This window comes from Flammeovirga sp. SJP92 (genome assembly GCF_001583495.1).
Classification (GTDB): domain Bacteria; phylum Bacteroidota; class Bacteroidia; order Cytophagales; family Flammeovirgaceae; genus Flammeovirga.
Genome location: NZ_LQAQ01000035.1, coordinates 107212 through 121099, shown reverse-complemented (window position 1 = coordinate 121099; position 13888 = coordinate 107212). Strand labels below are relative to the sequence as shown.

Genomic DNA, 13888 nt, shown 5'->3' with positions numbered 1-13888 from the left:
TGTTTTAAAAATTAACATCAACAAAATTTAAAAAAGATAATGAGTGTTCAACTATCTTTTCCAAGTAACGCTTTATTTGTAGGGCATAAAAACCCTGATACAGATTGTACATGTTCTGCTATTGCGGCAGCAAACCTTTGGGGTGGTACTCCAATTGTACAAGGAGAATTAAACCCTGAAACTGAATTTGTTTTAAAACAATTTAATGTTGAAAAACCAGCATTTGAAGACAATTTCGCAGGAAAAGATGTTGTTGTTGTAGACCACAATCAAACAACTCAATCAGCCGCTTCAGTTGTTGAGGCTAATATTTTATCAATTATTGATCACCACGCAGTTCAAGATAACTTCTTCTTCCAAAAAGGGCCTATCCACATTGATATGCGTACTGTAGCATCTTGCTGTACAATTATCGCGGATTACTATGCCGATATGAATGTTGAGATCTCAGCGCAAATGGCAGGAGTAATGTTGGGTGGTATTTTATCAGATACATTAGGTCTTACAGTTCCTCATACTACTGATATCGATAGAGAAGTAGCGGCAAAATTAGCAAAAATTGCAGGTGTAGAAGATGTTGAAGCTTTTGCTCAAGAAATGTTGATTGCAAAGTCTGACTTATCAAAATATACTGCTGCTGAAATCTTAAACTTAGATTACAAAGATTTCATCTTCGGTGATATCAAAATTGGTTTTGGTGTTTGTGAAAGTTTATTGATCGATAAAGTGATTGCAAAGCATGATGAGATTTCTGCTGCTATGCAAGAAAACAAGAAGAACGGTTATGAAGCTATTTTCTTCGCTTATGTTGATTTAACAACAAACAACTCTGTTGTAATTGGAGCTGACGATGCTGATTTTACAGTATTGGAAAAAGCGTTTGGAATTTCAAAAGGTGATTTAGGTGTGAGTTTGGAAGGTAAAATCTCTCGTAAGAATGATTTCATTCCTCCAGTTTCTGCTTATTTCAACAACTAATAATAGTATTGAGGTGGAATAAATCAAATTTGTTCCACCTTTCTTTTCCCATTCTATGCATAAAAATAATTTACATAAAAACGGTTATTCTTTTCCCAAATTAATCACTGCTTATCCACCTCTTGCTGAATTTATTATTAAAAATAAAATAGGTGAAGATACTATTAATTTTGCGGATTCTGATGCAGTAATTGCTTTAAATAAGGCATTGCTCAAGGCATATTACAATGTAAATTATTGGAGTTTACCCAAAGGATATCTTTGTCCTCCAGTTCCAGGAAGAGCCGATTATATTTTGGCTATCAAAGATTTATTGTCTGAAAAAACAAATCTGAAAGATAGTCAAATTAAAGGCTTGGATATTGGTACCGGTGCTAACATTATTTATCCGTTATTGGGGGCTAGTCTTTTCGGTTGGGGCTTTGTAGGTTCTGAGATCGAAACAGCTTCTATTGATAATGCGGTTGGTATTTTGAAGAAGAACAAAATAAGTCCCAAAAAAATAGGGATCCGCAAACAGAGTTCCAGCAAAAGTATTTTTAAAGGAATCATCAGAGAAAATGAGAGATTTGCTTTTTGTATGTGTAATCCTCCATTTCATAAAAGCTTTGAAGATGCACAGAAGGGAAGTAGGAGAAAAATCAAAAATCTTACTGGAAAAAGTGATGTAAAACTTAATTTCGGTGGTAAAAGTAATGAGCTGTGGTGTGAAGGAGGCGAATATCAATTTATTCAATCTATGATGGATGAAAGTGTAGCCTACAAAAACAACGTCGTGTGGTTTACCTCATTGGTTTCAAAACAAGAGAATGTGGTGCCACTTCTTAAACATCTCAAAAAAATAAAGCCTAAGTCTCATCAAATCATTGATATGGGACAGGGACAGAAGAAAAGTAGATTTATTGCTTGGACATTTATTTAGATCATGACAAAAGAAGAATTAAAAGAACATTTACTTCAAGAGCAACTAAGAAATATTTCAAATGCGTTATTGAATATGTTTACTAGGACAAAAGCATTTTATTTTCAAGTGACCACCACACTTACTGTTGCAGAAGATGGCCGATATGAGGTCTCTACTCCTGATAATTTCCCTGTTTTTACACCCAAAGGACAAGGTTTTTTAGAAGATGGAGGTAATTATTTTAGAGGAGAATTGAAATTGAGAAACCTGGAAGAAGAAAACCCATCTGATATGGCGAAAGACTTGATTGAGAATACTTTCAAGATATGATGTACTGTTTGTCAAGCTTTGATAAAAATATAACTATAGTTGGTTATCGTTTAATTTTGTTTGAGTACTAAACAAAAAAATGTATATTGTTTCAAGACAATAGTATAATGATAATTACTTTACTCATTATGAGTTAGTTGTCTGATTTTGTAATGCTTCGAAATAGCTATTTTGTTTTACACAAGTATTTTAATTACCATATCAAACTAACTAATAAAGGACATGTCAATTTTTACTACACGATCTAAATTAAGTAATAAAGAAATTGTTTACTTCATTTCTATCAATGAGCATCTTAAAAAGTGCGTAAAACTTTTATACAAGGATAATTACAGTGCCATTGAAGCAATGATTTTACAAATGCAGGGAGAAAAACGTGATGCTGAAGATGTATTCAGGTATTCTCTGTCAAAAGTAATTTGGCTTATCCAGGAAAAATACATAGATGATAAAGCGGACATTAAAACTTACATTTACACTCTCTCTAGATGTTTATGGGTGAGCACTTTAAAAAAGAAAAATAACTATACATATTATACTTCAGATTCTTACCATAAAAATTATGATCCACAACTGTTGGAAAATCTTCCATTCAAAGAAGATGATCTCTTTTTTCATCGTCAATTTTCAAATGCTTATTCAAAATGCAAACCTATAACTTTTGAAAATTTAAAAAGTATTGATAAGCTCAGTCGATACTGGAATACAATCTCATCAAACCTTTCAAAACTAAGTGTTTAAATCTTTCATATATGGAGATTAAAGAAATCAAGGACAGAGTTAAAATAGAGCATAATAGGGAACTGATTGATAAAGTAAAGGAACAATTACATAGAGAAAAGAGGATGAGACAGGTGCTTTCCATCTTTGCGAAGTCATTTTCTATTTTTTTGTTGCTTGTCTTTTTTCATCTGGCCAATCAAGTGAAAGTTCATCAATTTATACTTGAACAAGTTAACAAAGCGTACATTAATGTGGAAACAATTGAAAGGTCACGTTTGATCACTTATTCTTTACAAGGAGTTGCTATGGAATTGAAACAAGGGAATTACAGTGACGCTAAAGAAATTCTAAAGGAGTTGCCTCAGTCTCATCACAAAGATTGGTTTGTTTCTTTGACCTATTTAGGGCTAAAAGATTTTGAAACCTCTCAGGAGTACCTTGTGAAAATTAGCACACAAACGGATCATCTGTACCATGATAATATTGATTATACTTTCTGTATGAAATATCATGTGATTCAAGTGAGAAACTTTTACGATCAAGAAGGAAAGAAGTATTTAGGTAGAACTGCCGAATAGACAAATAGTGACAAATGTCATATTTTTATCTGTCAAGGTTTGTTTTTAATATTTCCAAATCATAGTTTTGCGTTGCAACAAAAAATGATGTATTGAAAATAGAACGCTTACATATCGTCTTAAATTTGATCTGTGCAGGAGTTATCCTATTCAATGCATTTTCTGTGTCTTTATTGAAATTAGATCTCGAATTACAAAGAGATTTTATTGCAGAGGTATTCTGTATCAATAAAGATAAACCCGAAATGTCTTGTCACGGACAATGTTTTATCAATAAAGAACTCCAAAAAGAGTCTGATAAACAACAGGAAACTTCTGAGACAATGCATAAAGAAGTTGTATTGGATATGCCGGTACAACAAGATTTTTGTCTCCATGAAGAGAACATTTTTGTTGAATACACCACATCTGTCTTTGCTAATACTGAGCGAATGAAACCCCTTAATGATGTGGGACAATTATTACGCCCTCCAATCGTTTAGATTTATCTTTGATGGAAGCACATATGCTTTCAATTATTAAGACCTAATTTTTCAGTGCTTTGATCTTGAAGTACCTAGGTTTTTACAGCTTATTTTTTGGAGACCTACTCCATTTCTTAATTTTTTCAGAGATAACTTATTAAGTATCACTTTTTCAGTGTGTTAAATCACTTCTTGATTCAAATGAGGAGGAATACACATAAGGATTAGTAGGCATGCTTATATCTAAACTATAACAAAAATGAAAAACGTTTTTTTAGTACTATTTTTATCAATTATCCTATTCTCATGTAATGATAACGATGATCAATCTAACATCATTCCAGAGGAAGAACCAATTTTAGAATATACAATTGCTTCAGAAAAAGATGAAGCGAATCTTTATACCTTAAACTTACTTTCAAGCAAATCTAATTTACATGAAGGGGTGAATAATGTTGCTTTTGTGACTGAAGGAGATACTTTGCCAGCAGGTGGTGAATGGAAAATTCTTCCAAAAATGCACATGCAAATGGAAGGAGTGACTCATGTACACTCGACACCATTTTTAGGTTTCGAAGATGCAGATCACAAATCTACAGGTATTGGTCAAGTACTTTTTGTAATGCCAACGGTAGAAATGGGTGCCTGGACACTTGAAGTGACTTATCTATTGAATGACGAGATTTTTGCCAATTGGATGTTTGAAATTCAGGTTGATGCCATCAAATTCTTAGCAGAAGATCCAGCCTTCAAAACGGTAGTTATGGTTGGAATTGAAGGAACAGAGGATCGTTTGATTATGGGATATAATTTCCCTTCAGGAAGTCCAGAAATGGGAAGTAATGAATATGAAGTTTTAGCCTTTAGAAGAAAGCCATCAATGGGGCATGGTCATTTGGAAACGTATGAACCACTAAATGCTTTGACTATAAAATCTACTCCTCACATGCCATCAATGGGTCACGGATCTTCTAATAATACTGATCCAAAATATGTATCTGAAGGGAAATACATGGGTACTGCCAACTTCACAATGACGGGTGACTGGCAATTATTGCTAAATGTTTCAGAGGGAGAACAAATCTATCTAACAGAAGAAGGACAGTCTTTTTATTTCGAATTCTAGATGAAAAGGAATTTATTCATCAGCATACAAACGTTTGTAGTTTGTATGCTGATTTCATATAATGTTGTTTCCCAAGACAAGCAAATGACGACCTATCACCTTCAAGAGGTGACTATCAATCAAGATACAATTCCTTCAGAAAATTATTTACTTACAGTAGATGACTACATGAATCAAAGAAATGATTTACAGGTAGTCAAAAGAGGTGGATTTGCATTTGAACCAATTATAGAAGGTTTTACTGATGGGCAAATTGCAGTGTCAATTGATGGAATGCGTGTTTTTGGAGCTTGTACGGACAAAATGGATCCTGCTACTTCTTATCTCGAACCTGTTAACCTGAAAAAGCTTTCAGTTTTGAAAGAAAATGAGTCACAGATGTATGGTACTGCATTGGGAGGTACACTGATGGCAGAAATGAAATATCCGGATTTCAAAAAGCCTTTAGAAGTAGGAATACAGACAGCGTACAGCAGTAATTCTAATGGTTTTGATGGGAATGTTTATGTTGAGAAAAGCATTTCCAAAAAATGGGGAATCCGTTATTCAGGTGCATACAGAAAGCATGATAGTTATTCAGATGGGAATAATGAATTGGTAAAGTATACTCAGTACGAAAAAATGAATCATACTTTTACATCAACTTATAAATTATCCGCTGATGAAAAAATTTCAGCTTTAATAATGTATGACCAAGGGATGGATATTGGTTATCCAGCTTTGAATATGGATGTAAGTTCCGCTAAAGCAAGTATGGCTAACATTGCATATTCTAAACATTATCATAATGGTTTTTTCAATCACTTAGAAGCAAAAGTATATTATAACTCTATCAAGCATGTGATGGATGATACCAAAAGGGAAAACGTGGCAATGCATATGGATATGCCTGGTGAAAGCACAACTTTTGGGGCTTGGGCTTTGGTAAGAAAAGAAACTAAAAATCACCGTATCAGCTTGAAGGGAGACTTTTATAATAATCATCTTTTTGCAGATATGACAATGTATTCTCCGTCTGGAGGCATAAATATGTACATGCTGACTTGGGGTGATATCAATAGAAATTCTTTTGCTTTGAACCTTCAAGATGAATGGAAGTTGGATCCAAGGTTGACATTACTGACAACAGCTCGATTGGAAACAGCATCAACAGATCTTCAGAATGAAGTGGCTAGAAAGCAGTTTGAAACATTGAATTATTTTATTGATGGGCCAAGGAGTGACCTTTCGGGTTCTTTTTCAGCCCTTTTCAAATATGAGTTAACTTCAGCAATTGAATCAAAATTCGGTTTTTCTTATACCTCAAGAATGCCTTCAGCGAGTGAACTTTATGGGTTTTATTTGTTCAATGCCAATGACCGCTTTGATTATGTAGGTACACCAGACTTGAATAATGAGAAAGCTTCTTCAATCGATTTTTCATTGAGATATCATAGAGAAAATTGGCAAGTAGGTTTTAGAGGAAAAGCAAGTTTTATTGATGACTATATTGTGGGTGTAGTAGATGAGGATTATGATCCAATGACCATTGGTGCGTTGGGTGTGAAAAGGTTCCAAAATGTAGCCACTGCAACTACATCACACATGGATTTTTTTGCAGGTGTTACACTTTCAAATCAGTTGGAATATAACTTTAATTTGGTTTATGAAAATGGCTATATTGATGCTATTCATTCACCAATGCCTTACCAAAAACCGCTTACAATTAAGAATCGCATCAATTATCAACTTTATAAGTTGACCTCTTCTCTTTACTATGAATATAGTGTGGGAATGCAATCTCCGAGCGAAGCATTGGGTGAACAAAAAACAGATCCATATCACCTTATCAATATTGATTTATCTTACCCGGTTGAACTGAAAAACACAAGGTTGTTTTTAGAGTTGGGTGTTCATAATGTATTAAATTCTTATTACGTAGATCCGTTTGCTTGGAATGGAATTCCTAATAGCGGAAGAAACATAAAAACTAGTATTCGGTTTGTGATTTAGATTTGATATTATCATTAGACATGAAAAAAGGGATGCCTATCGCATCCCTTTAGTAATTTAATTGAAGAAGTTTCCTTTGCTAGCTCATATTACTAGTTAATTGAAAACAGCAGGGTTTTTACGTTTACGTCTATAACAATAAGTAGTATTAGTAATATTAAAGTCAAGTAGTCATATGAAATTGTCAAGTATATATATAACTTATCTATATGACGCTTTGCAATCGATCACCTTTCCTGTTGATCTATCGAATGTCACATAAATATGGGCGTCTTCGTTTACATTCATGCTTATATTTACCAAGCTTGATGTGTAGGTCAATTCTGTTATTTCTGCGTTTCTAATGCCTTTTTCAAACTTACAGAAAAAAGCTTCTGTGGATAAATCATAAAGGTACGTCAACTGATTTTCCTCATGTATTCCTACCCACTCCTGCAGAATATCCCTTGCCTGAGTCTCATCCAATTCATAATTCAGAATCGGTTCCAACTTCATAAACCACTCATCACTTGCAATCAAATTGGAGCTGGTGAAAAGAAGAGAGAAAAACGCTAATGAACTAATCAAGGCTTTCATAAGAATCAAGGTTAGGTTTATTGAGTGTTGTACCTAGATAACACCGGTTGTAAAATTTTAATTCTACGCTGTAATGTTTTTCTATTTTTGGAATGAAAAAAGTTGAATTTTATGTAACCTAATTGAATAATGATGTGTATTTATTTGAATAGTACAATAAATCAGGGTTACATATCATGTAATGGAGGTTGTTATTTTGATGTATTTTGGGTTGTTTTCTTCGATTTAGAATGAAATATGACATGCTTTGATGCTTTTGTTATGAATTTATAGCATTGAAATCAGGAAGTTATGTCTTCTGTTGCATCATTTTTTTCTCATAATCCTAATTTTGAAGGACAACTTCTTATTTTTACAGCAAACAATTGAGGAGGAAGACATGCCACAAAGAATAATTCCAGTAGAAAAGATCACAGTGCTTTTAAATAAGTTTGAGAACAAAGAGGAGATTGTGCACCATCATAGTGTCCAGTTATCCACTGTCCCCAACTACTTACTAAGGTTGCCATGGCATTTGAATACAGACTTGACACTCAATCAATCTGTGTATGTGATTTGTATTATACAAACTGAAAGTGCCTCTGTAGCATTAGTCAAAGAAGGTAAGATTGTAGATCATAAGACTTTTTCAACTTATGCTGTTAGAAAAAAACAAGGGAAGAGCCAAATCAAATACTTAAAGACAAGAGGTAAATCTAAAGCAGGATCAAGGGTTCGTCTAGCCAATACCTTAAACTTTTTTGAGCATATTAATGAGCGCCTTGAAAGTTATTTTAAAGAAAATACAATCGACAGAATTGCTTTTAGTTGTTCCAAAATTCTTCTTCCTTATTTATTCACTTCTAAAGTGAAGTGTCCTTTTGAGAAAAAAGATGAGAGGATTTATAAAATTCCTAAGCATATTCCGAATGCTAATTTTGAAGATTTGCAACAGATTCATAAATCACTATCTAAAGCGGAGCTGATTTTTGAAGAGCAAGATCTTGAAGAGACCAACCAATTATTAAATGCCATTTTTAGTAAGGATGATGAATAAACTATTTTTTTTATTACTTATTGGTATAGCTACTGTTAGCTGTGCACAAACTAACAACGACAATATAATGGATCAATTGACTTTTGAAGGGAGAGTAGAAAAAGCTGAAAACCAAGTTCAACTTTATTGGCCTGGAACCTCTGTTTCTTTTCAATTGAAAGGGAAATATCTTGATTTAATATTAAGTGACGATTTGGGTGAAAGTGAATATGCTTTGATCATAGATGGAGAGGAGCAGGAACGAATCATTACTCCTTCTATCGAAAAGTCAACAATCAGGATTTGGGAGGCGGAGCAGTTAGAGACGCATTCTTTTACATTGCATAGAAGAAATGATTTTTCAAAAGGAACGACCATTTTACATGGTATTGAAACGGACGGTGTAATTCAGAAAGTTCCATCAAAAAACAAATCAATTGAGTTTTATGGGAATTCAATTACAGTAGGGTATGCCAATGAAGATCACACGGGGTCAGACAATCCACTTTATACTAATAATTATAAAGCGTTTTCAGCTATTACCGCAAGGCATTTTGATGCAACTTTGACTTGTATTGCAAAGTCGGGAATTGGTATTACAGTAAGTTGGTTTGACTTGGTCATGCCAGAACTTTATGACCGCTTCAATCCAAATGATCCTTCATCAAAATGGGATTTTCAGAAGAATATACCAGACTTGGTTGTAGTTAATCTATTACAGAACGATAGTTGGCTTTATTTATATAGAGATAATGAAAACTATAGAAAAAGAATAGGGAATATTGTACCTGACAAAGAATTTATCGTTGAACATTATGCAGCTTTTCTTCAGCAATTAATCAATAAATACCCACAGTCAAATATTATTTGTGTTTTAGGTTGTATGGATATTGTAAAAGAAGGTTCTCCATGGCCAGGTTATGTACAAGAAGCCATGAAAAAGACCAAATCTCCTAATCTTAATTTTTTAAGGATGCCTTACCTTGCCAAGACAGCACACCCAAGTGCTAATATGCATCAAGAAATGGCCAATACATTGATTGAATTTATTGAAAAAAACAATTTGCTATAGTAGTACTTTTCAAAGCTTGATTAATACTGTTTCCATATCGATTCAATCCCTTTTTTTGATCAAAATAGTAATTATTATTAAGGTCTTTCATTGAATAATAATTAGATAATCAGAGTACTTTTATAAGATTTATTAGAAATAAATGTCTTAACATTTTTTTTCAACCGTATATTTTTTTAGCTTCTGTTAGTAATATAAACCCTTAAACTTAGCTCTCTAATGTACGGTATCGTAAACAAAGCCATTGAAGGTTTAGTAACAACTAACTTCGGTGAAGAAAAATGGGAAACAATTCTTGAAGAAAGCGGTGTAGATCATGATGTATTTTCAACCAATGAAATTTATGATGATAAAATTACTTTTGATTTAGCCATAGCTGCATCCAAGGTGTTAGGTATTTCTGTAAGTGACGTATTGATTGCTTTTGGAAAATATTGGGTATTAACAACAGCGAAAAAACATTATGGTTCTCTGATGGAAACTGGGGGTGAAACTCTCAAAGAATTTTTTGTGAACCTACCTAATTTTCACAGTAGAGTGATGCTTTTGTACCCGAACATACAACCTCCAGAATTTGATGTGGAATACATAAGTGATAGTGAAATGAAGCTCAAGTATTTCTCTCAGCGAGAAGGTTTGACAGATTTTGTGCACGGTCTTATCCTAGGCTTAGGAGAAGCATTTGATATTGAAGTGGATACACATCTGATACAAGGTAGAAAAGACGGCTTACAATATGATGAATTTTTAGTTAAGTGGTAATTCATGGAGATCAAAGTAGGGAAAGCAAATCTGGATATTAATCTAATATCTCCTTTTTATTTTATTGTTGATAAGGATTTAAAAATCATATCTGTAGGGAAAAGTTTAGACAAGCTATTCCCTAATTCTCTTAATAAGAAATTGGAGAGTGTATTGACAATGGCAAGACCATGGAGTATAAAAATGGAGTTTGAACCCATCTGTACTCAATTAAAAAAGGTCTTCGTTTTTCAAAATAAAGAACGGGAATTAGTATTAAGAGGACAAGTGATTTTATTGGAGGAAGAGAGTCAGTTGATTTTCTTGGGTTCACCGTGGATGAATACTACGGATGAATTAGTAAAGCATAAACTAGCCCTTACAGATTTTGCCTTAAATGACCCTACTCCAGATGCCATTCAGCTCTTGAAGATGAATGAAATCAACTTGAATGAGTTGAAAGAAATGACAACCCGCCTTAAGGCTCAGAAAACTGATATACAAAAGAAGGAGGCACTTTATAGAGGACTTGTTGAGAACGCTTCGGAAATGATCTGCCGATGTGATTTAGAAGGGAAATTACTTTATGTAAACCCTGCTTCTATGAAAATCACTGGATATACCGAAGAGGAACTGAACGGGAAAGTGTTCTTTAACTTAATATCGTCTGACCAGAGAGCGGATATCACTAGGCAGTTTAAAAGGCAGATTGAAGAAAAAATTTATAAAGATATTTATGAATTTAGCCTAGTGAGCAAAACCGGTAAAAAAGTATGGATACTTCAAACGGTGATTGCAATTTTGGATGCTGATGGGGAAATTCAAGGGTATACTTCTGTAGGCGTTGATATTTCCTTGCGTAAAGAAATGGAGGAAACCCTTGAAAATGCCCGACAGAAAGCCCTTGAATCAGCAAGAATCAAAGAGCGTTTTATAGCCAATACATCGCATGAGTTAAGAACTCCAATGAATGCCATTATTGGTTTATCGAATTTGTTGATTAAGACTCCATTGCTTCCCAAACAAATGGAGTTTATTGAAGCTATACGCACTTCTGCTGAAAATCTACTGGTTGTTATTAATGATGTATTGGATATTTCAAAAATTGAATCAGAAAAGCTTGAAATAGAGTTCATCGAATTCAATTTGAAAGAAAAGATCTCGCTATTTGTAAAATCCCTTTCGATCAGAGCAACAGAAAAAAATATTGTTTTAGATCACAAATGGGATGACAATGTGCATCCTACAATTTTGGGAGACCCTTATCGTCTCAATCAAGTTTTGACTAATTTAGTCAGCAACGCAATCAAATTTACTACAAAAGGTGAAGTGAGATTAGAAGTGCTTCTTGATAATGTGGAAGACAATAAACAACTGGTAAGCTTTAAAGTAATAGATACTGGAGAAGGTATTCCAAAAGAAAAACATGAATCTATTTTTGATGGTTTTTCACAAGCAGATGCATCAGTCACACGTAAGTTTGGAGGTACTGGACTTGGACTTACTATCAGTAAAAGTTTGGTGGAATTGATGGGTGGCTCTATCAAAGTAGAAAGTGAAGTAGGAGTAGGCTCAACTTTTACAGTCAGTATACCATTTGAAATGTGTGAAGATGTGGAAGTAGAAAAATCTGCTTTAGATGTGCCGGAAGAAGTAGATTGGAGTGAATTCAAAGTGCTTGTTGTTGAAGACAACCAATTCAATCAATTATTAGCAGAGAATATTCTGAACCAATGGAAACTTCAAATAGAGATGGTCAACAATGGAGAAGAGGCGATTGAAATTTTGAAGACACACACCTTTGATATCATATTGATGGACATTCAAATGCCTGTGATGGACGGCATTGAAGCAACAAATTATATAAGAAACACCCTTCAGATTGCTACACCAATTATTGCATTGACTGCCAATGCAATGAAAGATGATTTGGCCTATTACAAACAGATTGGAATGAACTCTTGTGTGACAAAACCTTTCCAGCAAGATGATTTGCAAAATGAGTTGTATAAGTTGTTGATCAATAAGGATGTAGTGGATGAGCATGAAGTGGATTTATCACCTTGGAAAGGGAAGAAAATTCTGGTTGTAGAAGACAATGAATTCAATCAGCTTTTGGTCACCTCAATTTTAACGGAATGGGGGTTAGAAGTATACAAGTCAGATGATGGTTATCAAGCGTTGGAAGAAATCGAAGAGATTGATTTTGACCTGGTGTTGATGGATATTAAAATGCCTAAAATGGATGGTATTGAAACCACTAAAATCATTAGGGATAAATTTGAAAAACAAATTCCAATTATTGCTTTTTCAGCTCATTTGACTGAGGAAATTGAAAAGACATTTTTAGATGTGGGAATGAATGGATGCATACCAAAACCATTCAAAGTTGGACAGTTGAAGAAAATAATCCATGATGTATTTTCATTGAATAATGAAGACGAAAATGTCATTCAGAAACCAAAAGAAGAGTGGCAGGGCAAAAAGGTACTGGTGGTAGAGGATAATATGTTCAATCAGCTTTTGGTTGTGAATATATTAGAAGGATGGGGAATGGAGATAGTCACTGCAGAGAATGGAAAAGAAGCGGTAGAAAAATTTGAAGAGCATACATTTGATATTGTACTGATGGATATTCAGATGCCAATCATGGATGGTATTGAGGCTACAAAATTAATCAGACAGAAATTTGATGAATCACTTCCTATCATTGCATTGACGGCGAATTCTGGTGCGGAAGACCAAAAACTCTACAGAATGAGCGGAATGAACGCCTGTGTGGCCAAGCCATTTGATTTAGAGGATTTTGAAATGACCATCAAGAAGTTCTTGACCAATGATAAATTGATCAGCGAAGAGGCTGTACCAGAACCGGAAATAACTCAGAAAAGAGTACTGATTGTAGAAGACAACCCTTTTAATGTTCTACTTCTAAAAGGCATTCTGCAACAATGGGATCTTACAATTGATGAAGCCGAAAATGGTAGAATTGCCGTGGATATGGTGAAAATAAATGATTATGATCTTATTCTAATGGATATTCAGATGCCCGAAATGGATGGTGTAGAAGCTACTGAAATCATCCGAAATGACCTGAAGATCAAAAAGCCAATTATTGCCATAACAGCGAACTCACAACCTGATTTAGTGAAGAAATATTTTAAAGCAGGAATGAATGGCTGTATTCCAAAGCCGTATGGACAAGAGGAGCTTCAAAAATCTATTATGAAATACCTTTAGGTTTATGGTGAGTAGTTTACACTTTTTTCGATACTTTTTCGGTTAAAAATCAAATAAATTTAAAGATTCAACATTATTCTGAAAAAAGGTATAGGAAAAGCTTTTTTTTGTACTCGCTATTTTAGTAATTTGTGGGCTAATTGAGAATT

At 33.9% G+C, this 13888-nt stretch carries 13 protein-coding genes; 12 read left to right on the top strand and 1 reads right to left on the bottom strand.

Features of this window, described 5'->3' with window-relative positions; translation table 11 throughout:
* The first annotated feature begins 39 nt into the window (after positions 1-39).
* The 8 genes from AVL50_RS09025 (at position 40) to AVL50_RS08990 (ending at position 7095) form a co-directional block, all read left to right on the top strand.
* Positions 40-978, top strand: a complete 939-nt coding sequence (locus tag AVL50_RS09025; RefSeq protein WP_062616162.1) for a manganese-dependent inorganic pyrophosphatase — start codon at positions 40-42, stop codon at positions 976-978.
* A 55-nt stretch (positions 979-1033) separates the two neighbouring features.
* Complete coding sequence (rlmF, locus tag AVL50_RS09020) at positions 1034-1900, top strand: 23S rRNA (adenine(1618)-N(6))-methyltransferase RlmF (RefSeq protein WP_062616161.1); 867 nt, start codon at positions 1034-1036, stop codon at positions 1898-1900.
* A 3-nt stretch (positions 1901-1903) separates the two neighbouring features.
* Entirely contained in the window at positions 1904-2212 is a 309-nt protein-coding gene (locus AVL50_RS09015; protein ID WP_062616160.1) for a hypothetical protein, read from the top strand.
* Between the two features lie 222 nt (positions 2213-2434).
* The gene (locus AVL50_RS09010; RefSeq protein WP_062616159.1) at positions 2435-2953 is read left to right on the top strand and encodes a hypothetical protein; all 519 of its coding nucleotides are present in this window, start codon (positions 2435-2437) and stop codon (positions 2951-2953) included.
* Between the two features lie 11 nt (positions 2954-2964).
* A complete protein-coding gene (locus tag AVL50_RS09005) occupies positions 2965-3513 on the top strand; it encodes a hypothetical protein (RefSeq protein WP_062616158.1) in 549 nt (182 codons plus the stop codon).
* A gap of 92 nt (positions 3514-3605) precedes the next feature.
* Positions 3606-3995: a hypothetical protein gene (locus tag AVL50_RS09000; RefSeq protein ID WP_157491221.1), complete on the top strand. Its 390-nt coding sequence runs from the start codon at positions 3606-3608 to the stop codon at positions 3993-3995.
* A 241-nt stretch (positions 3996-4236) separates the two neighbouring features.
* On the top strand, positions 4237-5103 hold the full coding sequence (locus AVL50_RS08995; protein WP_062616156.1) for a FixH family protein: 867 nt from the start codon (positions 4237-4239) through the stop codon (positions 5101-5103).
* Entirely contained in the window at positions 5104-7095 is a 1992-nt protein-coding gene (locus AVL50_RS08990) for a TonB-dependent receptor (RefSeq protein ID WP_062616155.1), read from the top strand.
* A 201-nt stretch (positions 7096-7296) separates the two neighbouring features.
* On the opposite strand, the gene AVL50_RS08985 is transcribed toward AVL50_RS08990, so the two are convergent.
* Positions 7297-7671 carry a hypothetical protein gene (locus AVL50_RS08985; RefSeq protein ID WP_062616154.1) on the bottom strand — a complete coding sequence of 125 codons (375 nt, stop codon included), beginning with the start codon at positions 7669-7671 and terminating at the stop codon, positions 7297-7299.
* A 379-nt stretch (positions 7672-8050) separates the two neighbouring features.
* Here AVL50_RS08985 and AVL50_RS08980 point away from each other — a divergent pair, with 379 nt between their 5' ends.
* The 4 genes from AVL50_RS08980 to AVL50_RS08965 all read left to right on the top strand — a co-directional run bounded on the left by AVL50_RS08980 (position 8051) and on the right by AVL50_RS08965 (position 13739).
* Positions 8051-8707 carry a hypothetical protein gene (locus tag AVL50_RS08980; RefSeq protein WP_157491220.1) on the top strand — a complete coding sequence of 219 codons (657 nt, stop codon included), beginning with the start codon at positions 8051-8053 and terminating at the stop codon, positions 8705-8707.
* Positions 8697-9758 carry a hypothetical protein gene (locus AVL50_RS08975; protein ID WP_062616152.1) on the top strand — a complete coding sequence of 354 codons (1062 nt, stop codon included), beginning with the start codon at positions 8697-8699 and terminating at the stop codon, positions 9756-9758. The genes AVL50_RS08980 and AVL50_RS08975 overlap by 11 nt, the downstream gene beginning before the upstream one ends.
* 219 nt (positions 9759-9977) lie before the next feature.
* Entirely contained in the window at positions 9978-10520 is a 543-nt protein-coding gene (locus AVL50_RS08970) for a heme NO-binding domain-containing protein (protein WP_062616151.1), read from the top strand.
* Between the two features lie 3 nt (positions 10521-10523).
* Positions 10524-13739 (top strand): response regulator, encoded by a 3216-nt coding sequence (locus tag AVL50_RS08965; protein WP_062616150.1) that lies wholly within the window; start codon positions 10524-10526, stop codon positions 13737-13739.
* The last annotated feature ends 149 nt before the right edge of the window (positions 13740-13888 follow it).